Raw genomic sequence first — 20,541 nt, 5'->3', positions numbered from 1 at the left:
GCGTTCATTGCTGGCTATTGCGAAATATCATTGATAAAATCAGTATCAGAGAGGAGAAACTATTTTGAACCAGGAACAGACGAATATTACAACAGGAAAGCAAATACGTCATCTGCGAACACAATTGGGAATGACACAGGAAGAACTAGCCGGGGAATTGAATGTTACCCGGCAGGCACTATCGAATTGGGAGAGAGATGTTAATGAACCCGATTTAAATATGTTGAAAAAAATTTGCTTTCTTTTTGGAGTCAACATGGACGATTTTGCGAAGGAGGTAATAACAAAGATGGAAACATATGAAAAAAAGGAGAAACGACAATTTAATAAGTACGATATGGCAATTGGACTTTTTTATGGTGTCGGGATATTTCTTGGCATTGGTATTTTCTTTGTTGGCGGTTTTATGACAATGTCGGGTGCAGGGTGGGGAGCATCACTATTTGGCGGTGGCTGTTTTTCTCTTGTATTTGGCTTGATATGCCATGCAGTTATTACATTGAGAAGAAATGACAAATGATGACATATCCTGCTTTCTAGACTTTTCGGTCATATCGCGTAAAAAAGCCGCTGCTTTTGGCTTTCCAATAGCGGCGGCAAAGGGAAATATCCTTTGAATACCTTACAGAAGAAAAGTTTTGCAGCATTATAAAAATAAAAGCCTATACCATTTTGGAAAGAAAAGATACATAATAGTCAAGACGGCAACAATCAGAAGTTATGGAGGGTAACAATGGAATATAGTAAGGAAGATTTAATGGAAGCAAAAAGGCAAATTTTGGGAGTGGGAGAGAACATGGGAACAGAGGAAAGTAAAAAAATCTGGGAGAAAAACGCACAATTTTGGGATAATGCAATGGGTGACAAATCTAATGAATTTCACAGAGAGGTAGTGCGTCCCAAAGTAACGGAACTTCTATCTCCTAATCCTGCGGATTACATTTTGGATATTGCGTGTGGCAATGGAAATTATTCTTCGTATCTTGCACAAAGAGGCGCTTCGATTGTCGCTTTTGATTACAGCAAAAAAATGATAGAATTGGCTAAAAGACGGCAATCACAATATGCAAAACAAATTGAATTTTGTGTAGCGGATGCGACCAATAGAGAAAGTATATTAGAATTAAAAAGAAATCGAGCCTTTACGAAAGCAGTTTCTAATATGGCAATTATGGATATTACGGATATTGAACCACTTCTTATGGCTGTTTATGAACTGTTGGAGGAAAGCGGAATTTTTGTCTTTGCAACGCAACACCCTTGTTTTATCACGTTGACTGAAAAATATATGACACCGCACAGTTACTATGGTATAGCGATTGAAGGGCAACCGGAGGAGCAGATTTATTATCATCGTTCCATACAAGATATTTTTAACCTTTGTTTTAGAGCTGGATTTGTCATTGATGGATTTTATGAAGAATGTTTCAAAAACAACAAAGAAATTCCTATGGTAATGATAGTAAGGCTTAAAAAGGTAAAACGTGATAGCTTAAAATAAATTCAAGTTTGCCGGATAAATAGCAAACCTGGCCGAGCCAGTCAACGGTCAAGATGAACGGGCTTCGCCCGCCGTTGACAGCCCCGCCCGGTTTTGCAGTTAGGCAGTCAAGGAGCGACAGCCTAAAGTGCTGCCGCCCCTTACTATCATAAAAAGCAACTACTAACCAGCCACAGCCCTTTTGGGAGGAAAGGGGGATTTTCCATGACCTGTACAGAAGAATATCGGGAACATATCGAGTACACTTTCCATGCCTTTTGCAAAGTCGTTATCCGAAATGCAACGATCAACGCAGCGAGGACACGGAGCAGGAAGCACAAAAGAGAAATATCCCTTGAATACCTCACAGACGAAAAGCACTACCCTTTAGGCACGACAGATGAATATTTCCAAGCCCCGGAGCCGGACGAGGAATACATACTTACCCTTTGCGGCGATACGGTCATTTTCAGCAGCGGCTTACTTGCGGAAGCCCTGTCACGGCTGGACGAACGGGAGCGGGAAATGATTTACCTGTCCTTTTTCAAGCGTATTCCACAGCACGAAATTGGCAGACAGTACGGGCGCAGCCGCAGCACAGCGGGCTACCATATCCGAAAAGTCCTACGGCAGCTCCAAGCGGAAATGGAGGGAATGGCATATGAGAAATAATAGGCTTCTCCCCTATGAAACAATCGTCCAAGCCACCAGCGGGGAGCCGGAAGCGGTGGGAACTGTATTGCAGTATTACCGCCGCCGCATACAATGTGCCGCCCGTGTGAATGGACGGGTAGACCAAGATACAGAGGACTACATCACCCAGACGCTTCTCACAGCTATTTTCAAGTTCCGCTTTGGGAGATAGCCCTACCGCCTACAACTGAATAACCGCCGCTTCGCCGGCAACCAGAAAGCAGTAAATCTATTCAACAGATTTGCTGCTTTTTTTCGTTCCTGTTTGGCATTTTTGAAAATCCCCAGTATGAAAAAACAAAAGGGAAAATTGCCGCCGCAGTTGGCAAAATCCCTTACTTATCCGTGGAGGGTATCAAAGAAAAAAATACTGCCATTGTCCGCCTTTTTCGGCTTGCGTGGTGTTGTAGGGAATAAGGGGAAATTCTAAAAATCTCCGTCCATTTTGCTTTGCGTGGTGTTGTAGGTAGTGAAAGGAAAATTTTCAAGATATGCCGGAATAGCGGGTAGCAAAGCCCTTTTGAAACGTCTTGTTAGCGGAAAGTACGGAAGCCGGGGAACGCCGGAGTTTTTCAGAGCAAGATTCTACCGCAGTACCAAAATTCGCTTATCGCTCATTTTGCCCCTGCGGGAATCTTGTTGGGGAGTGCCTTCCCCAAACCCTGCTTATGCGGCTTACGCCGCTGGAAAATCCCTCAAAATAATTTTTCGGATTTTTCAAAAACAGTTCCGCTTTACACCCTGTTTTTCTCCTATTAGTGAGAGGACACCACGCACAGCCGAAGGAGGTTTTACCATGCGAAAACGATATAACACGCCGCACCGCAGCCGGGTAGTCAAGACACGCATGACCGAGGAAGAATACGCCGAGTTTGCGGAAAGGCTTTCTGCTTACAACATGAGCCAAGCCGAGTTTATCCGGCAAGCCATAACCGGGGCAGCCATACGCCCCATCATAACCGTTTCCCCCGTCAATGACGAGTTGCTTGCCGCTGTCGGGAAGCTGACCGCCGAATACGGCAGGATCGGCGGCAACTTAAACCAGATAGCCCGGACGCTGAACGAGTGGCACAGCCCCTACCCGCAGCTTGCCGGGGAGGTACGGGCGGCGGTTTCCGACCTTGCTGCCCTAAAGTTTGAAGTCTTGCAGAAAGTGGGTGACGCTGTTGGCAACATTCAAACATATCAGCTCTAAAAATGCGGACTATGGCGCAGCGGAAGCCTATCTCACATTTGAGCATGACGAGTTTACCATGAAGCCCACCCTTGATGAAAACGGGCGGCTGATACCGAGGGAGGATTACCGCATTTCTTCCCTCAACTGTGGGGGCGAGGATTTCGCTGTTGCCTGTATGCGGGCTAATCTCCGCTATGAGAAAAACCAAAAACGGGAAGATGTGAAAAGCCACCACTATATCATCAGCTTTGACCCACGGGACGGGACAGACAACGGCTTGACCGTAGACCGGGCGCAGGAGCTGGGCGAGCAGTTCTGTAAAGAGCATTTCCCCGGACACCAAGCCTTAGTCTGCACCCACCCGGACGGGCATAACCACAGCGGCAATATCCATGTGCATATCGTCATCAACTCCCTGCGGATTTATGAAGTCCCGCTTCTGCCCTACATGGACAGACCAGCCGACACACGGGAGGGCTGCAAGCACCGCTGCACCAACGCCGCTATGGAATATTTCAAGAGTGAAGTCATGGAGATGTGCCACCGGGAGGGGCTTTACCAAATCGACCTCCTAAGCGGCAGCAAGGAACGGATAACCGAACGGGAATACTGGGCGGCAAAGAAAGGACAGCTTGCCCTTGATAAAGAGAACGCTGTCAGAGAAGCCGCAGGACAGCCGACCAAGCCCACCAAGTTTGAAACGGACAAGGCGAAGCTGCGCCGGACGATACGGCAGGCACTTTCCCAAGCTGGCAGCTTTGACGAATTTTCTTCCCTTTTGCTGCGGGAGGGTGTGACCGTCAAGGAGAGCCGGGGGCGGCTTTCCTACCTCACGCCGGACAGGACAAAGCCTATCACAGCCCGGAAGCTGGGGGACGATTTTGACAAGGCTGCTGTCCTTGTCCTGCTTACGCAGAACGCCCACAGAGCCGCCGAACAGAGCAAAGCCATACTCGAATACCCTGCCGCGGTTAAAAAGCTGTCACAAGGGGAAAAAACCACAAAAACCACCCCGGCAGACAACACCTTGCAGCGCATGGTTGACCGGGAAGCCAAGCGAGCCGAGGGCAAGGGCGTGGGCTATGACCGCTGGGCGGCAAAGCACAACCTAAAGCAAATGGCAGCTACCGTTACCGCCTATCAGCAGTACGGCTTTTCTTCCCCGGAGGAACTGGACGAAGCCTGTTCTGCCGCCTATACCGCCATGCGGGAAAGCCTTACAGAGCTGAAGCAGATGGAAAAGACGCTGAACGGGAAAAAGGAGCTGCAACGGCAGGTGCTTGCCTATTCCAAGACCCGCCCTGTCCGGGACGGGCTGAAACAGCAGAAAAACGCCAAAGCAAAAGCAGCCTACCGTCAGAAGTACGAAAGCGACTTTATCATAGCAGACGCAGCCGCCCGCTATTTCAGGGAAAACGGCATTTCCAAGCTGCCGAGCTATAAAGCCCTGCAAGCAGAGATTGAAACCCTTATCCAAGAGAAAAACAGCGGCTACAACGATTACCGGGCAAAACGGGAGGAATACCGCCGCTTACAGACTGTCAAGGGCAATATCGACCAGATTTTACACCGGGAGCGCAAGCCTGTGAAAAGGCAGGAACAGGAACGATAAAAACCGCCCCAAAATGTACCCGAACCTATACAGAACAAGGGGGCTGCCCCGTACCCTATCCGCAAATACCAAAGGATTTTTTAACGGGCTTATAGGGCAGAAAAAACCCGAAAATGATACCGAGATGATACAGAATTACCGCCGATACCGCCACACCAGCGGAAACGGCAGAAAGGAGCGCACCCATGCCAAGAATGAGCAAGAAACGGCGGCTGGAATGGTCTTTTTTCCTGCGGCAAGTGAAAGTCGGGAATTCCACCTGCGATCGTATCACATACAATGACCTCTGCCGGGGCTGTACCCATAGCTGCAAGCAGAGCTTCCGGGCGGTTATCATACTCTGCCCCCACTACTACTCCAAACGCCGGAAAAAGGAGGACAGGGACAATGGCAGATAACCGCAAGTATTACTACCTCAAGCTGAAAGAGAACTTTTTTGACAGCGACTCCATTGTGCTGCTGGAAGATATGAAAGACGGGATTTTATACTCCAATATCCTCTTGAAGCTGTACTTAAAATCGCTGAAAAACGGCGGGAAATTGCAGCTTGACGAGCATATCCCCTACACAGCGCAGATGATAGCGACACTGACCCGCCACCAGATAGGGACGGTTGAGAGGGCTTTAGAGATTTTCCGGCAGTTGGGGCTTGTGGAGCAGCTTGACAGCGGGGCTTTCTATATGACCGACATTGAGCTGATGATAGGACAGTCCTCTACCGAAGCCGAGCGGAAACGGGCTGCAAGACTGGAAAACAAGGCACTTTTACCGCCCCGGACAAAAGGCGGACATTTGTCCGACATTCGTCCACCAGAGATAGAGATAGAGTTAGAGAAAGAGATAGAGATAGAAAAAGAGAGAGAGGGAGAAACGGGACACCCCGCCCCCGCCGCTTATGGCAGATACAACAATGTGATACTGACCGATACAGAGCTTTCCGGGCTAAAAACAGAGTTGCCCGACAAGTGGGAGTATTATATTGACCGGCTTTCCTGCCATATCGCTTCCACCGGGAAACAGTACCACAGCCATGCAGCCACCATTTACAAGTGGGCGCAGGAGGACGCTGCCAAAGGCAAGGCTGCCCCGAAACAGGGCATACCCGATTATTCATGCAAGGAGGGCGAGAGCTTATGAAAAACGGAATTGAAGCTATGATTACGGACATTACAGCCACTACCGCCGAAGCGGAGGACTACACAGGCGAGGACGGGCTTTTATACTGCGGTAAGTGCCATACGCCCAAAGAAGCCTATTTTGCAGAGGGAAAGACTTGTTTCGGGCGTGACCGCCACCCGGCAGAGTGCGACTGCCAGCGGGCAGCCCGTGAAAAGCAGCAAGCCGCCGAAAGCCGACAGAAGCACCTTGAAAAAGTGGAGGACTTGAAACGCCGGGGCTTTACCGACCCTGCTATGCGGAACTGGACATTTGAGCATGACAACGGCAGAAACCCGCAGACCGAAACCGCCCGCTTTTATGTGGAGAGCTGGGAAACCATGCAGGCTGAAAATATCGGCTACCTGTTTTGGGGCGGCGTGGGGACGGGAAAAAGCTACCTTGCCGCCTGTATCGCCAACGCCCTTATGGAAAAAGAGGTTGCCGTCTGCATGACAAACTTTGCAACGATACTGGGTGACCTTGCCGCCAGCTTTGAGGGCAGGAACGAATATATTTCCCGCCTTTGCAGCTACCCTCTGCTGATACTTGATGATTTCGGTATGGAGCGAGGAACAGAATACGGGCTGGAACAGGTTTACAGCGTGATTGACAGCCGTTACCGAAGCGGCAAGCCGCTGATCGCCACGACCAACCTCACGCTGGAGGAATTGCAGCACCCGCAGGACACGCCCCACGCCCGTATCTATGACAGGCTGACTTCCATGTGCGCCCCCGTCCGCTTCACGGGCAGCAACTTCCGAAAGGAAACCGCACAGGAAAAGCTGGAACGCTTAAAGCAACTGATGAAGCAGCGAAAGGAGAGCCTATGACAGAAACGAAACAGACAAGCACCACCAAAACAGACCGCCGCCCGGACTGTGTGACGGAAATCCGCATGGGCAACTCCGTCCTTACCGTTTCCGGCTTCTTCAAGCAGGGCGCAACCGACACCGCAGCCGACAAGATGATGAAAGTGCTGGAAGCGGAAGCTGCTACACAAAAAACGGCGATTTGACCGACCATAAAGAAGCAGATTTGACGCTTTTGCCGCTATACAGACAGCCGCCCCATGTGGTACAATCAAGGTACGGAATAGTGGGGCTGGCTGTCGGAAACGGAGGATTTTATGTTAAGACAGACCAACCAACAACCAATTACCGCCCTTTACCCAAGACTATCCCATGAGGACGAGCTGCAAGGCGAAAGCAATTCCATTTCCAATCAGAAGCGTATCCTTGAAACCTATGCAAAGCAGAACGGCTTTTCCAATCTGCGCTGGTACACGGACGACGGTTATTCTGGTGCGAACTTTCAAAGACCCGGTTTTCAAGCCATGCTTGCGGACATTGAAGCCGGAAAAGTCGGGACAGTTATCGTAAAGGATATGTCGAGGTTAGGGCGAAACTACCTGCAAGTGGGAATGTACACGGAAATGATTTTCCCACAGAAAGGTGTCCGCTTCATCGCTATCAATGACGGAGTGGACAGCGCACAGGGCGACAATGACTTTGCCCCGCTGCGGAATATCTTTAACGAATGGCTGGTGAGAGATACGAGCAAGAAAATCAAAGCAGTAAAACGCTCAAAAGGCATGAATGGCAAGCCCATCACAAGCAAGCCTGTGTATGGCTACCTCATGGACGAGGATGAAAATTTCATTATTGACGAGGAAGCTGCACCCGTAGTCAAGCAGATATACAACCTCTGTCTTGCCGGGAATGGTCCGACCAAGATAGCCCGTATGCTCACAGAGCAGCAAATCCCCACGCCGGGAACGCTTGAATACCGCAGGACGGGCAGCACCCGCCGCTACCACCCCGGCTATGAGTGCAAGTGGGCGACCAATACCGTAGTGCATATCCTTGAAAACCGGGAATACACAGGCTGTCTGGTAAATTTCAAGACAGAAAAACTTTCTTACAAAGTCAAGCACAGTGTAGAAAATCCCCCGGAAAAGCAAGTGATTTTCGAGAACCACCACGAGCCTATCATAGACACCCAAACATGGGAACGGGTGCAGGAGCTTCGCAAACAGCGCAAACGCCCAAACCGCTATGATGAAGTGGGTTTGTTCTCCGGCATACTGTTCTGTGCGGACTGCGGCAGCGTGATGTATCAGCAGCGATACCAGACGGACAAGCGCAAGCAGGACTGTTATATCTGCGGCAACTACAAGAAACGCACCCATGACTGTACGGCGCACTTTATCCGCACCGACCTCTTGACCGCTGGTGTACTCTCCAATCTGCGGAAAGTGACCAGCTATGCGGCAAAGCATGAAGCCCGGTTTATGAAACTCTTGATTGAGCAGAACGAGGACGGGGGCAAACGCAGGAACGCCGCCAAGAAAAAGGAACTGGAAGCCTCCGAGAAACGCATAGCCGAGTTATCCGCTATCTTCAAGCGGCTGTATGAGGACAGCGTGACCGGGCGCATATCAGACGAGCGTTTCACAGAGCTGTCGGCAGACTATGAAGCAGAGCAACGGGAGCTGAAAGAAAGAGCCGCTGCTATTCAAGCGGAGCTTTCCAAAGCACAGGAAGCCACCGTGAACGCAGAAAAGTTTATGAATGTTGTCCGGCGGCATACCAGCTTTGAAGAACTTACCCCTACTCTGCTGCGGGAGTTTGTAGAGAAAATCGTTGTGCATGAGTGCAGCTATGACGAGAACAAGACCCGCAGACAGGACATTGAGATTTATTATTCTTTTGTTGGCAAGGTGGACTTGCCCGAATAACCGCCCGACCTATCCGACACAATGCGCAAGTGCCGGATAGGAACGGCAAAATTTTTTACACTTCTATTACTTCTTTATCGCACATCAGTAAAATCACAGGGCATTAAGCAGCTCATGGCTGGCGGCGGTGTCGTTCTGATCGGCCTTCAGCTTATCCCTCTGCTGTCCGGTCTGTTCAGCTAAGTGTCACCCGTTGTCCCTTTTTCCAGAAGGAGCTGATGTATGGACTTTATCATCGACGCAATCGTTGAATGGCTGAAAGGTCTGCTCGTCGATGGTATCATGGGAAATCTGGACGGCCTTTTCGATAACGTCAATCAGAGCGTTGGCGAGATCGCCACACAGGTCGGCACGACCCCGGCGGACTGGAACGCCGGGGTCTTTTCCATGATACGACAGATCTCTGAAACTGCCATCCTGCCAATCGCCGGGGTCATCCTCACTTTTGTAATGACCTATGAGCTGATACAGATGCTCATAGAACGCAACAACCTCCATGAAGTTGACACATGGATGTTTTTTAAGTGGGTGTTCAAAACCTTTGTGGCTGTGATGATCCTGACGAATACCTTCAATATCGTGCTGGCGGTCTTTGATGTGAGCCAGCATGTGATACAGCAGTCAGCGGGCATTATCCAGAACGGGACAGAGATCACGCCGGATGTGCTGGACAGTCTACGGACAGAACTTGAAGCGATGGAGTTGGGTCCTCTGTTCGGACTCTGGCTACAATCCTTCCTGATCCAGCTTACCATGATTGCCTTAAATATCGTGATCTTCGTCATCGTATATGGCCGTATGACTGAAATCTATTTACTCACAAGTTTAGCGCCTATCCCGTTTGCCACAGTCCCCAACAGGGAAACCGGACACATGGGGCAGAACTATTTCCGCTCCCTCTTTGCGGTGGGCTTTCAAGGTCTGTTGATCTTAGTCTGTGTCGCAATCTATGCGGTGCTGATCCAGAGTATCGCCACCGACGGCGACCCCATCGGGGCGATCTGGGGCTGCGTGGGATATACGGTGCTGCTGTGTTTTACCTTATTCAAAACAGGCAGTCTTGCAAAATCCATCTTCGGCTGCCATTAAGAGACTTCGGGCCATGCTGACCCGAAGCGGAAAGGAGGATCATGCCGAAAGAAAAATTTTCGATAATCTATGCAGATCCACCGTGGCGGTATGAGCAGAAAAACAGGCAGGGATCAGCAGAGCTTCATTATCCCACTATGAGTATTGAAGAAATTTGTTCCCTTCCAGTGGCCGACTTGGCTGCAAAAGACAGCGTTTTGTTTCTGTGGGCAACATTCCCACAACTGCCGGAAGCCTTAAAGGTCATTAAAGCATGGGGCTTTTCTTATCGTTCTGTGGCTTTTGTATGGATAAAGAGGAACCGGCGCTCCTACTCATGGTTTTACGGTCTGGGGTATTGGACCAGAGGCAATGCAGAAATTTGTCTTTTAGCAGTAAAAGGACATCCGAAGCGTAAGTCTACCGGTGTTCACCAGCTTATTGTTTCCCCGATAGAGCGCCACAGTAAAAAGCCGGACGAGGCCAGGCGGAAAATTGTAGAACTGATGGGCGATATACCACGAGTGGAATTGTTCGCCAGAGAAAAAAAGCCCGGATGGGACGTGTGGGGAAACGAAGTTGAAAGCACTGTAAACTTGTAACAGCTTCGGGTCATGCTGACCCGAAGCGGAAAGGAGAAATCCATGCAGGAAAAAAATGCGGGCGGAACACCAGCTGCCCCTATAAAGCTGGATGTAAGCGTGCGGGTCATCGAACCTGTGAAAAACCTCATGGGCTTTGCCAGCGTGAAATTCAATGACTGCTTTGTGGTGGAAAATCTGAAAATCGTACAGGGCAGCAAGGGGCTCTTTCTTGGGATGCCCAGCCAGCCAGACGGCAAAGGCGGCTACCGGGATATGGCCTACCCTGTCACAAAGGAGTTCCGGGAACAGCTCAACACCGCTGTTCTGCAAGCCTATGAGGCAAAGCTGGAACAGATGGCGGAGCGTGGCTCTGTGGGGCGTGCATCCATCAGCGACCAGCTCAAAGCCGGAAAAGCGGCTGCCGAACAGGCAAAGGCAGAACGGCCTCCGAAGGAAAAGCCCAGCCGCAGCGCAGAGCGTTGACCTCGGGCCATGCTGGCCCGAAGCAGAAAGGAGGCGGGAACCATGCCACGCAAACGGACGGGCTATGACGCGGCCTGCTATTACGACGGAAAACTGCTGGGCCGCTGTACCAAAGCGGACAGCGATGCCTATACCCTGTTGATGAACGCCTGCGGCGGGGAGGCCGCCCGTGTCCTGCGGGAATACGCCTACTTTTCCCCGGAACTTCGCGCCATATTGGAAAAGGCGGCGCTCATGCAGGCGGACCGGAGCCGGACGGGCGGAATGTTCCATGCGCCGAAAAGTTCCCCGTGGGGTGATGTGCAGAGCTGTGAAACCCTCTGTCCAGGGGTGTTTCTGGTATCTACCGCCAGCCACGGCGGAACGATGGTGGCAAACGAGGTAGCCGCCGTCCTCTCCCCAGCAGCGAAAAAGTGCGGCTTCAAGGATAAGGGCTATATCTGCTATGAGGAGGACGCGCAGGAAAGTGTGGTGCTCCGGGAACTGTTGGACAAAAAGCTGTGGAACATACCTGACCGCATTAAGGACAAAGGGCAGTTTGAAGAAAACCTCAACCAGTCCATCCGGCAGTATAATCCCGAATACTGGCGGGCAAGGCAGAGCGGACGTAAGGCCGCCGAAGCCGCCCGCAGTACAGCCCCGGCCAAAGAGGCCGCAAGATGACCTCGGGCCATGCTGGCCCGAAGCAGTAAAGGAGGTGTACCCAAATGGCCTATGTGCCAGTACCAAAAGACCTTTCCAAAATTAAGACAAAGCTGGCCTTCAATCTGACGAAGCGCCAGCTTGTTTGTTTTTCCGGCGCAGCGGCGGTGGGGCTCCCGGCCTACCTGCTTTCCCGTGACAGTATCGGGAACAGCGCCGCCATGTTCCTAATGATCGGCCTCATGCTCCCGTTCTTCTTTCTGGCTATGTATGAGCGGGACGGCCTGCCATTGGAAAAAGTGCTGAAAAACATCATCCGCACCCGGTTCCTCTATCCCCGGGTGCGGCCTTACAAAACCGAAAACTTCTATGCGCTGCTTAGCGCCAGAAAGGAGGCGCAGCCGATTGCAAAACAGCAGAAGGGCCGGAAAGCCCGCAGGCAGAAAGCCTGAAAAGCAGGGCCTTACCGGCCTGTTCACAAAGGGAAAGAACATTCCCACCACCGCCCAGCAGACCCTCCCTTACCGGGAAATGTACCGGGATGGGGTGTGCCGGGTAACGGACCGCTATTACACCAAAACCATTGAATACGAGGACATCAACTACCAGCTCGCACAGTCCGAAGATCAGGCGGCCATCTTTGACGGGTGGAGCGCCTGCCTCAACTACTTTGACAGCAGCCTTCCGTTCCAGCTTTCCTTCCTCAACCACCGAAGCCGCCCGGGCAGCCGGTACAGCGTGAACATCCCCATGCAGGATGACGATTACAACAGCGTCCGGTGTGAGTATGTGGAAATGCTGGAAAACCAGATCGCCAAAAGCAACAACGGCATTGTCCGCACAAAGCTCCTGACCTTCGGCGTGAACGTGGACGACCTTTCCACCGCCAGGGCAAGGCTGGAACGTGTAGAGGCGGACATTTGCGGGAACTTCAAAAAGCTGGGCGTCAAGTGCCGCTCCCTTTCAGGGCTGGAACGGCTGGAGCTTCTTCACGGGCAGCTCCACCCCGGCAGCGGCTCCCCCTTCCGGTTTTCATGGGATATGATCCCCAAAACCGGGCTTTCCACCAAAGACTTTATCGCCCCGGACAGTTTCGATTTTCGTTTCAGCCGACTGTTCCGGGTGGGGACGACTTGGGGCGCTGCCTCCTACTTGCAGATTTTGGCCTCGGAGCTCTCGGACAAGCTGCTGGCGGAGCTTTTGGAAATGGATGCGGAAATGACCATCACCCTCCATATCCAGACCGTTGATCAGGCCGCCGCCGTAAAATCCATCAAGGCCAAAGTCTCCGACATTGACAAGATGAAGGTGGAGGAACAAAAGAAGGCAGCCCGGTCAGGGTACGACATGGACATACTTCCGCCCGACCTCGTAACATACAGCAACGACGCAAAGACCCTTCTGGAAGATTTACAGAGCCGGAATGAAAGAATGTTCCTGCTGACCTTCCTTGTGGTAAACATGGCTCCGACCCGCCGGGAGCTGGACAATGACCTGTTCACGGTGTCCGGTATCGTCCAGAAATACAACTGCACCTTGAAGCGGCTGGACTTCCAGCAGGAGGACGGTTTTCTTTCCAGCCTTCCGCTGGGCCATAACGGCATTGAGATCAAGCGCGGCATGACGACCAGCTCCACGGCCATTTTCGTTCCCTTTATGACGCAGGAGCTCCGCATGGATGGCGAAGCCGTCTATTACGGGCTCAACGCACTTTCCCATAACGTCATCATGGCGAACCGGAAAAAGCTCAAAAACCCCAACGGCCTGTTCCTCGGCGTGCCTGGCTCCGGCAAATCCTTTGCCGCAAAGCGGGAGCTTGTGAATGTGTTCCTTGCCACAAAAGACCGCATTATCGTGGTGGACCCGATGGGCGAATATTCGCCCCTTATCAGGCGGCTGGGCGGACAGGTCATCGAGATCGCCCCGGACAGCCCCCACCACATCAATCCGATGGACATTGATTTGAGCTTCGACGAGGAAAACCCGATGGCGCTGAAAGCCGACTTTATCCTGTCGCTGATGGAGCTGATCGTTGGCGGCAAGGACGGCTTGCAGCCGGTGGAGCGTACCGTCATTGACCGCTGTGTGCGCCAGATGTACCGGGAACACTTGCAGGACCCGGAAACAAGCAAAATGCCGACCCTCCAAACCCTGTATGACCTGCTCTGTTCCCAGCCGGAGGGCGAGGCGGTGCGGCTGGCGACGGCTCTTGAAATCTATGTGTCCGGTTCCCTTAACGTGTTCAACCATGAAACCAACGTGGACTTAAACCGCCGTCTGGTATGCCTTGACTTAAAAAAGCTGGGAGCCGGGCTTCGGACGATTGCCATGCTCATTATGCAGGACTTGGTAAACTCGCAGGTGTCCATGAATTTCCTCCGCGGTATCGCTACATGGTGCTACTTTGACGAATTTCATGTGCTGCTCCGTGACCGTCTGACGGCAAGCTATTGTGTAGCGATCTGGAAAATGCTGCGGAAAAAAGGGTGCGTTCCGAGTGCTTTAACGCAGAACGTAAAGGATTTTCTGGCAAGCCCGGAGATCGAGAACATCTTTGAAAACTCGGACTTCCTTGTGCTGCTCTCGCAGGCACAGGGGGACCGGCAGATTTTAGCCAAACAGCTTGGGATCAGCCCCCACCAGCTTTCCTATGTGACCCATACCAATTCCGGCGAAGGGCTGCTGTTCTTCGGGAACACCACCATCCCGTTTGTTGACCGCTTCCCGCAGAACACCGAGCTGTACGCCATTATGACCACCCGCCCGGAGGACAAAAAACAGGAAATGAACCGGGCATAACACACTTCGGGCCATGCTGGCCCGAGGTTTGGAAAGGAGGGATACATCATCGGAAAGAAACCGGACAAACGGAGTTTTCAAAGGCCGGGGCCGACGGAGGATACCGGGGGCAATCGCCCCGGACCGGCGGAACGGGAAGGGCCTTCCCCTGCACCATCCCGACGCCTGCGGTTTGAGGACGAGGATACCGGGCAGGACAGCCCTTCGGGCCACGATGGCCCGAAGTCCAAAAGCGGCAAGTTTCAAGAGGACAGCCGCAAAAGCCGTCCCTCTGACCGCATGAGGCAGGAGGATGAAGCGGGCGGGCCGCAGGATACCAGCAAGGCACAGGAGCCGGAGGGCTCCGCAGAGAATGCCGGGAGCAAAAAGGACAAGTACCAGAAAGCACAGGCAAAAGCGGAACACGCCGGGAAAAAGCTGGGAAAGGCTCGGGAGAAACTGGACAAGACCGAGGCAAAACGGGCAGCGAAGAAACCGCCGGGGCTTGCAAAAAAGGCAGTCCGGGGAGCCCGTACAGAAGCATGGTTCTATGTCCACAACAAGATCCACGAAGTCGAGCATGAAAATGTGGGTGTGGAAGGAGCCCATAAGTCGGAACTTGTGGCCGAGGCCGGAGCCCGGAAACTGACCCGGTATGCCAAACGCCGCTGGCAGGAACACCCGGCCCGGAAGGTGGCAAAGTGGGAACGGAAGGACATAAAAGCCCGGGCCAATATGGATTTTCAGAAGATGGCCTCCGAGCACCCGGAGCTTGCCAGCAATCCGCTTTCCCGTGTGCAGCAGAAATGGAAACTGAAACGCCGGTATTCCAAAGAAGCAAAGGCGGCTGCAAAACAGGGCGCAAAGGCCGCAAAGAAAACCGCTGCCGCTTCGGGAACTGCGACCCGGCGGGCGGCGCAGTTTGTGACCCGTCATCCCGTGGCGGTGCTGGTCCTGCTCCTGCTGTTGCTGCTCTGTTTTCTTGTGTCGGCGGTAAGCTCCATCTTCCCCACGCTTGGCAGCGGCCTTGCCAATGCGTTATCCGGCACCTCCTACGCCTCGGAGGATACGGACCTGCTGGGCGTAGACGAGGACTACACGGCGCTGGAAAACGAGCTGGCGCAGACGGTGGCAAACATCGAAAGCACCCATCCCGGCTATGACGAGTACCGCTATTCCGTGGACGAGATCGGCCATAACCCCTATGAGCTGGCGTCCTATCTCTCGGCAAAGTACCATGTGTATTTCCGGGAACAGGTGCAGGACGAGCTGCGGGAGATCTTTGAGGCACAGTATGAACTGACCTTGACGGAGGAAGTCGAGATACGCTACCGCACCGAAACCAGCACCGACCCGGAGACAGGGGAAACCACCACCGAGGAAGTCCCCTATGAGTATTACATCTTAAATGTGACCCTCACAAACAAGACGCTGCCTGCCGTGATCCTGCCGAGGCTTAACGAACAGCAGCGGGAAATCTACACCGTTATGCAGCAGCTCAAAGGCAACAAGCCCTATCTGTGGGAAGGGATTTACAACGGCGGCGAAGATACCGGCCCCAGCTATGAGATACCCGGCGAGGCGCTGGATGACCCGGCTTTTGCGGCGCTCATGGAAGAAGCCACAAAGTATATCGGCTGGCCCTATGTGTGGGGCGGCTCCAGCCCGTCCACCTCCTTTGACTGTTCGGGCTTTGTCTGCTGGGTGTACACGGCCAGCGGCGTCCACAACCTGCCCCGTACCACGGCGCAGGGCATTTACAACCAGTGCGCTATCATTTCTCCCTCCGAGGCAAAGCCCGGCGACATTATCTTTTTCACGGGAACCTATGACAGCCCCGGCCCTGTGTCCCATGTGGGGATTTATGTGGGCGACGGGATGATGCTTCATTGTGGTTCGCCCATCCAATACGCAAACATCAATTCAAGCTACTGGCAGACACATTTCTATGCCTTCGGGCGTTTGTGAGCCAGAGGAAAGGAGTCCTTGCATGAACAAGATCGACAAGCTCGATAAGGAACTGGAAAAAGCCCGGGAGAAGGCAGCCGAGTGGCAGGCCAAAATCCGGGAGCTGGAAAAGCAGAAACAGGAGGAAGAAAACAGCCAGATCGTGCAGGCGGTGCGCTCGCTCAAACTGACCCCCGCCCAGCTTATGGCTTTTTTGAATGACCCCAAAAACAGCCTTACCGCTTCGGGCCATACTGACCCGAAGCCGGAGGCACCCGAAAAGGAGGACACAGCCCATGAAGAAAACTAAATACCGCAGGCTGGCGGCGATGGCTGCCAGCCTTTTGTGTTGCCTGATCTTTACGGTCCCGGCCTACGCCCAGAGCAGCGAGCCGCAGCCGGAGACAGCTCCCGCCCCGGTGGAAACCGAAGCGGAGCCGGAAACCCAGAACCCCTTTACCCCGGACGGGACGGGAACCGTGGTGGACAACGCCACCGACGAGGACGGTAAAGAGTTCTACACCATCACCACCGCAGACGAGAGCGTGTTTTATCTGGTGATCGACAAACAGAAAACCAGCGAGAACGTCTATTTCCTCAATACCGTTACCACAGACGACCTTCTGCCTCTTGCCGAACAGGGTAAGGAACCGCCCCAAGAAGTGACCCCGGAGCCAGAGCCAAAGCCCACCGAACCTGTGGAGGAAGTACCGGAACCCGAGCCGGAGAAAAAGGACAGCCCCCTTCTCTCTCTGCTCCTGATCGGTGCGGTGGTGCTGGCCGGCGGTGGGATTGGTTACTATTTCAAGATTTACAAGCCGAAGCATGAGGCCCCGGATTTGGAGGATGATTACTGCGAATATGAGGACGGGGAGCTGGAGGAGATCGCAGAGGAACCCGAGGACGAAGATACCCCGCCGTGGGAGGAAGATACGGAGGAATGAGAATGAATTTTACAAGCAGCCCTTTTGAACGAATGATGAAGGAAGTACCGCACCCCGGCTGGGACAATGACGATCCTTGTAAGGGATGCCGTTACTACAAGGAGTGCAAAGGAAAGAAAAAACAGTGCCGGAAGAAGTTCCGGGCGCTGATCGTGGAGCCCCGCCCTTCGGGCCATCGTGGCCCGAAGTCATAAATGGACGCCCGGGAGCTGACCCGTGACGAGAAGAAGAAAATCCGCACTCTGGTCACGGGGATGTGCGCCAACTATGACCGGGAAAGCGGCCTGTGCCTTCCTCTTGACTGTGCCTGCTATATGCTGCACAAGTGCTGGACAGGGGCGTACTGCCGTTATTTCCGTGAGGCTGTCCTGCCTCTTAACCCGGAGCTTCAAGCGTCGCTGACAACGGAAGGCATCTCCCCGGAGCTGCGGGCCTGTGCGGTCTGCGGAAAGGCGTTTTTGCCCGAGGGGCGTCAAGCCTACTGTTCCGACGCCTGCAAGGCCGAAGGGAACCGCCGGAAAAGCCGGGAACGCATGAGGAAAATGCGGGAGAAAAGGCCGGGCGGCTGTTACGATTTGCCGCCTCCAAAGGCTTGACATTCCGGGCTTTTTTGAGGGTGTTTCCGGGGTGGGAATATCTTATTACATTCCTCCCCGGTCTGCCCTCTTATTTCGTAACATCCAGCACTTCGGGTCATGTTGGCCCGAGGCACAGAAAGGAGGGATCTCTTGGAGACAGTACAAGGATATGTGATTTTGAAAGCTGCCACCTTTGAAACTGGACACGGCTTTGCGCTTGGGCATAATCCGGGAGCGCCGAGCCCCTTTGTGACCTGGCAGTTTACCGAGGGGGAAAACGGCCATCGGGATTACTACTGGGGCCGCTATGGAAACAGCCAGGCATGGGCGCAGCGGGATTTTGACCGCCGGGTGGACGATTATCAGCAGCTTTACCATGCGGCGGTCAAGCATACCGAGCTGGGACCGGAAGGCGTTTACCGCTATTATTCCACCCAGCGGCCCGTGGACATAGGAACTTACCCGAAGCCGCCGGATAACCAGCCTCTTTCCATTGTCAACTACGACGATGACAGGCGGCGTCCTGTGGCAGACGGCAGGCTGATGGCATGGGGCGAACTGACCTACACAAAGCCGCTGACCGAAAAGCAAATGGAGGATTATGAACTGAAACCAGCACCGGGCAATCCTGACCGGGTGCGCTCATCCATTACCGCCCGGCTCAAAGAAGGAACCAGAGGGCAGGAACCCCCGAAGGAGCCCGGCCAGAAGCGGAGCCATAAAAACCATGAGGAACGATAAAGGAGGATCGCCATGCACGAAAAAGACAACTATCTGAAAACCGCCGAGCTCTCCACGGAGCAGAACTGCAACATGATTGACGGCGTACCCAACAACACGCCCATCCAACCCACGCCCCCGGAGCTGGACGCAAAACCGCTGGATAAGGTAAAGGAACCCAAAAAGCGCCGGAAAGGCCGGGAGCTGGAACGATGATGGAGAACCGCAAGCGGAATGTCCATCTGCACGTCATGGTAACGCCGGACGAGCTGGCAGCCATCCATGAACGGATGGCCGAGGCGGGCATTTCCAACGCCGGGGCCTATGTACGGAAAATGGCTCTGAACGGGTATATCCTGCACATCGACCTTGCGCCCGTAAAAGAATTGATCTCTCTGCAACGGCGCTGTTCCAACAATCTCAATCAGGTCGCCGTACACGCACACACCTATGGCGTGTACCCGGAGGAAATCGACGGATTGAAGCGGGACTATGAAAAGCTGTGGGGCGAGGTGTCAAAAGTGCTGCGGGAGCTTTCCGAGCTGGTGGCAAAGTAAGACGAGGGCGGCAGGCTTCCGTTGTGGGGCTTGCCGCCCTGCTCTTTTTTTACCACTTCGGGCCAGCATGACCCGAAGCCCGTCATAAAAAATTCAGATTTTCAAGATTGTAGAACCAGCTCTATAATGATATAATAATTCAAGAAGGGAGGCTGATACCATGCTGAAAATGGTTATTCGCATGAATGATGATAAAATCACAGCCGAAAATAAGTACCGGCTGGATGGCATTTACAACACAATCAATCATACATTCCAAACCGTGGGCCTTCCCCGTATGGAGGATGGTTCCGGCGCTTTGGTATTCCGTGACTGCGGCAGAGCGAGGGATTTTAGTCTGTTCGGCCGGATCGTCAATACCTTGAAGCGGCAGACATGGTTCATGGATAATGTTTCTGTGTGGCGTCTTTGTGACAGTGACGATTCTGACAGTCCAGATGATTTCAATGAAGAAGATCTGTTGACCCACTATCAGGAAAAAACAGCAATGAGGGCTTGAGTTTTGGAGAGAAAATATTTCAAAGCCTTAAATTTTGATCTGGACACCCATCAATTAAAAGAGCATTACCCCGGAGCCAATTACCGGCAGGCGTATGACGACTTGCGCCGGTTCTTCAAACGGCATCGTTTTTCTCACCGTCAAGGCTCCGGCTACATATCGGATGATAAGCTGGCAACTGCTGATATATACGACTTGATGGATGAATTAAGCAGACAGTTTCCGTGGATTGGAATATGCGTGAATAAAATTGATGTGACCAACGTGGGACGGCAGCACGATTTGACAGAGCTCTTGAAACCAGCAGAGGATATTGTTATCGACACTTCGCTGCTGACAGTTCCCGATTGCCCGCAGCAGGAAACAGAATAGCAGAAATTTGGCAGGACATGAATGTGTCCTGCTTTTTCTGTTTTCGGGCCATCATGGCCCGAAGGTTTGGGACAGGATTCACTAATCTTTCGCAACATTTATGTCCCCGGGCAGGCATGATAAAATAGAGGTAGGAAGGATAGATAAAGGAGGTTTTGGAGATGAAGATACTGCTGAAAATATTGGTTGCTCCCTTTGCTTTAGCGTTGTCCCTTCTGGCGGCTCTGCTGGTATTCCTGTTTGATATTTGTGCCGTCCTGCTGACGATTGCCTCTGTGATTCTGGTGGTGCTGGGTGTCGCTCTCTTTTTCACGCCGACGCCCATAGGCGGGATTGTATTTCTGTTTCTCGCTTTCCTTCTTTCGCCGTATGGACTGCAAGCGGCGGCGGGCTCCCTTCTTTGGGCGCTGGACGGAGGCAAATCCGCTCTGTACCGGTTTCTGGCAAGTTAAACAGCCTCGGGCCATGTTGGCCCGAAGTCGGGGCGGTCTGGATGGGCCGCCCTTTTCTCA

The 20,541-nt window shown here is 52.8% G+C and carries 28 protein-coding genes and 1 pseudogene; all 29 read left to right on the top strand.

Annotation, left to right across the window (positions count from 1 at the left end; all coding sequences use genetic code 11):
• The first annotated feature begins 64 nt into the window (after positions 1-64).
• The 29 genes and pseudogenes from DW931_RS15325 to DW931_RS15175 all read left to right on the top strand — a co-directional run bounded on the left by DW931_RS15325 (position 65) and on the right by DW931_RS15175 (position 20,481).
• Positions 65-520, top strand: a complete 456-nt coding sequence (locus tag DW931_RS15325) for an XRE family transcriptional regulator (protein WP_001071126.1) — start codon at positions 65-67, stop codon at positions 518-520.
• Positions 521-733: 213 nt separating this feature from the next.
• The gene (locus tag DW931_RS15320) at positions 734-1,501 is read left to right on the top strand and encodes a class I SAM-dependent methyltransferase (protein ID WP_003505400.1); all 768 of its coding nucleotides are present in this window, start codon (positions 734-736) and stop codon (positions 1,499-1,501) included.
• 204 nt (positions 1,502-1,705) lie between these two features.
• The gene (locus DW931_RS15315; RefSeq protein WP_003505338.1) at positions 1,706-2,152 is read left to right on the top strand and encodes a sigma-70 family RNA polymerase sigma factor; all 447 of its coding nucleotides are present in this window, start codon (positions 1,706-1,708) and stop codon (positions 2,150-2,152) included.
• Positions 2,142-2,345 carry a helix-turn-helix domain-containing protein gene (locus DW931_RS15310; RefSeq protein WP_003505336.1) on the top strand — a complete coding sequence of 68 codons (204 nt, stop codon included), beginning with the start codon at positions 2,142-2,144 and terminating at the stop codon, positions 2,343-2,345. The genes DW931_RS15315 and DW931_RS15310 overlap by 11 nt, the downstream gene beginning before the upstream one ends.
• 624 nt (positions 2,346-2,969) lie before the next feature.
• Positions 2,970-3,368: a plasmid mobilization relaxosome protein MobC gene (locus tag DW931_RS15305; protein ID WP_002569238.1), complete on the top strand. Its 399-nt coding sequence runs from the start codon at positions 2,970-2,972 to the stop codon at positions 3,366-3,368.
• The gene (locus DW931_RS15300) at positions 3,340-4,962 is read left to right on the top strand and encodes a relaxase/mobilization nuclease domain-containing protein (RefSeq protein ID WP_002569237.1); all 1,623 of its coding nucleotides are present in this window, start codon (positions 3,340-3,342) and stop codon (positions 4,960-4,962) included. Before DW931_RS15305 ends, DW931_RS15300 begins: the two co-directional genes overlap by 29 nt.
• 185 nt (positions 4,963-5,147) lie before the next feature.
• The gene (locus tag DW931_RS15290) at positions 5,148-5,360 is read left to right on the top strand and encodes a hypothetical protein (protein ID WP_002569236.1); all 213 of its coding nucleotides are present in this window, start codon (positions 5,148-5,150) and stop codon (positions 5,358-5,360) included.
• Positions 5,350-6,099 (top strand): phage replisome organizer N-terminal domain-containing protein, encoded by a 750-nt coding sequence (locus DW931_RS15285; RefSeq protein ID WP_002569235.1) that lies wholly within the window; start codon positions 5,350-5,352, stop codon positions 6,097-6,099. The genes DW931_RS15290 and DW931_RS15285 overlap by 11 nt, the downstream gene beginning before the upstream one ends.
• Entirely contained in the window at positions 6,096-6,950 is an 855-nt protein-coding gene (locus DW931_RS15280; RefSeq protein ID WP_002569234.1) for an ATP-binding protein, read from the top strand. The genes DW931_RS15285 and DW931_RS15280 overlap by 4 nt, the downstream gene beginning before the upstream one ends.
• Positions 6,947-7,135, top strand: coding sequence for a transposon-encoded TnpW family protein (locus tag DW931_RS15275; RefSeq protein WP_002569233.1), 189 nt, complete (start codon positions 6,947-6,949; stop codon positions 7,133-7,135). Before DW931_RS15280 ends, DW931_RS15275 begins: the two co-directional genes overlap by 4 nt.
• A 111-nt stretch (positions 7,136-7,246) precedes the next feature.
• Positions 7,247-8,857, top strand: coding sequence for a recombinase family protein (locus tag DW931_RS15270; RefSeq protein ID WP_002569232.1), 1,611 nt, complete (start codon positions 7,247-7,249; stop codon positions 8,855-8,857).
• Between the two features lie 90 nt (positions 8,858-8,947).
• Positions 8,948-9,040: pseudogene (locus tag DW931_RS16515) on the top strand (Maff2 family protein); the annotation flags it as partial.
• 39 nt (positions 9,041-9,079) lie between these two features.
• The gene (locus DW931_RS15260) at positions 9,080-9,946 is read left to right on the top strand and encodes a VirB6/TrbL-like conjugal transfer protein, CD1112 family (RefSeq protein WP_009901636.1); all 867 of its coding nucleotides are present in this window, start codon (positions 9,080-9,082) and stop codon (positions 9,944-9,946) included.
• Between the two features lie 41 nt (positions 9,947-9,987).
• The gene (locus DW931_RS15255) at positions 9,988-10,527 is read left to right on the top strand and encodes an MT-A70 family methyltransferase (protein WP_107001180.1); all 540 of its coding nucleotides are present in this window, start codon (positions 9,988-9,990) and stop codon (positions 10,525-10,527) included.
• Positions 10,528-10,569: 42 nt separating this feature from the next.
• Positions 10,570-10,992 (top strand): SpoVG family protein, encoded by a 423-nt coding sequence (locus DW931_RS15250; RefSeq protein ID WP_227589684.1) that lies wholly within the window; start codon positions 10,570-10,572, stop codon positions 10,990-10,992.
• A gap of 9 nt (positions 10,993-11,001) precedes the next feature.
• On the top strand, positions 11,002-11,655 hold the full coding sequence (locus DW931_RS15245) for a hypothetical protein (RefSeq protein WP_107001178.1): 654 nt from the start codon (positions 11,002-11,004) through the stop codon (positions 11,653-11,655).
• A 44-nt stretch (positions 11,656-11,699) separates the two neighbouring features.
• The gene (locus DW931_RS15240) at positions 11,700-12,086 is read left to right on the top strand and encodes a PrgI family protein (RefSeq protein WP_016306500.1); all 387 of its coding nucleotides are present in this window, start codon (positions 11,700-11,702) and stop codon (positions 12,084-12,086) included.
• Positions 12,087-12,165: 79 nt separating this feature from the next.
• Positions 12,166-14,433, top strand: coding sequence for a VirB4-like conjugal transfer ATPase, CD1110 family (locus tag DW931_RS15235; RefSeq protein ID WP_107001296.1), 2,268 nt, complete (start codon positions 12,166-12,168; stop codon positions 14,431-14,433).
• 279 nt (positions 14,434-14,712) lie between these two features.
• Positions 14,713-16,380, top strand: a complete 1,668-nt coding sequence (locus DW931_RS15225; RefSeq protein ID WP_107001176.1) for a C40 family peptidase — start codon at positions 14,713-14,715, stop codon at positions 16,378-16,380.
• Between the two features lie 22 nt (positions 16,381-16,402).
• Positions 16,403-16,669: a DUF4315 family protein gene (locus DW931_RS15220; RefSeq protein ID WP_005927622.1), complete on the top strand. Its 267-nt coding sequence runs from the start codon at positions 16,403-16,405 to the stop codon at positions 16,667-16,669.
• Complete coding sequence (locus tag DW931_RS15215; RefSeq protein WP_107001175.1) at positions 16,656-17,303, top strand: DUF4366 domain-containing protein; 648 nt, start codon at positions 16,656-16,658, stop codon at positions 17,301-17,303. The genes DW931_RS15220 and DW931_RS15215 overlap by 14 nt, the downstream gene beginning before the upstream one ends.
• Positions 17,300-17,497: a hypothetical protein gene (locus DW931_RS15210; RefSeq protein ID WP_005927616.1), complete on the top strand. Its 198-nt coding sequence runs from the start codon at positions 17,300-17,302 to the stop codon at positions 17,495-17,497. Before DW931_RS15215 ends, DW931_RS15210 begins: the two co-directional genes overlap by 4 nt.
• Entirely contained in the window at positions 17,498-17,899 is a 402-nt protein-coding gene (locus tag DW931_RS15205; protein ID WP_050005650.1) for a cysteine-rich VLP protein, read from the top strand.
• 132 nt (positions 17,900-18,031) lie between these two features.
• Positions 18,032-18,622 (top strand): hypothetical protein, encoded by a 591-nt coding sequence (locus tag DW931_RS15200; protein WP_227589686.1) that lies wholly within the window; start codon positions 18,032-18,034, stop codon positions 18,620-18,622.
• Between the two features lie 12 nt (positions 18,623-18,634).
• Positions 18,635-18,817 carry a DUF4316 domain-containing protein gene (locus tag DW931_RS15195; RefSeq protein ID WP_107001173.1) on the top strand — a complete coding sequence of 61 codons (183 nt, stop codon included), beginning with the start codon at positions 18,635-18,637 and terminating at the stop codon, positions 18,815-18,817.
• Positions 18,817-19,158: a plasmid mobilization relaxosome protein MobC gene (mobC, locus tag DW931_RS15190; protein ID WP_015553878.1), complete on the top strand. Its 342-nt coding sequence runs from the start codon at positions 18,817-18,819 to the stop codon at positions 19,156-19,158. Before DW931_RS15195 ends, mobC begins: the two co-directional genes overlap by 1 nt.
• 160 nt (positions 19,159-19,318) lie before the next feature.
• Positions 19,319-19,657: a hypothetical protein gene (locus tag DW931_RS15185; RefSeq protein WP_016306492.1), complete on the top strand. Its 339-nt coding sequence runs from the start codon at positions 19,319-19,321 to the stop codon at positions 19,655-19,657.
• Between the two features lie 3 nt (positions 19,658-19,660).
• A complete protein-coding gene (gene vapD, locus DW931_RS15180; protein ID WP_016306491.1) occupies positions 19,661-20,029 on the top strand; it encodes a VapD family protein in 369 nt (122 codons plus the stop codon).
• Positions 20,030-20,190: 161 nt separating this feature from the next.
• Positions 20,191-20,481: a CD1845 family protein gene (locus DW931_RS15175; protein ID WP_023042378.1), complete on the top strand. Its 291-nt coding sequence runs from the start codon at positions 20,191-20,193 to the stop codon at positions 20,479-20,481.
• The last annotated feature ends 60 nt before the right edge of the window (positions 20,482-20,541 follow it).

This window comes from Clostridium sp. AM43-3BH, assembly GCF_003479985.1.
In the GTDB taxonomy this organism is placed as follows: domain Bacteria; phylum Bacillota; class Clostridia; order Lachnospirales; family Lachnospiraceae; genus Otoolea; species Otoolea fessa.
The sequence above is the reverse complement of the archived record's forward strand: the minus strand, read 5'-3'. Positions and strand labels throughout refer to the sequence as shown.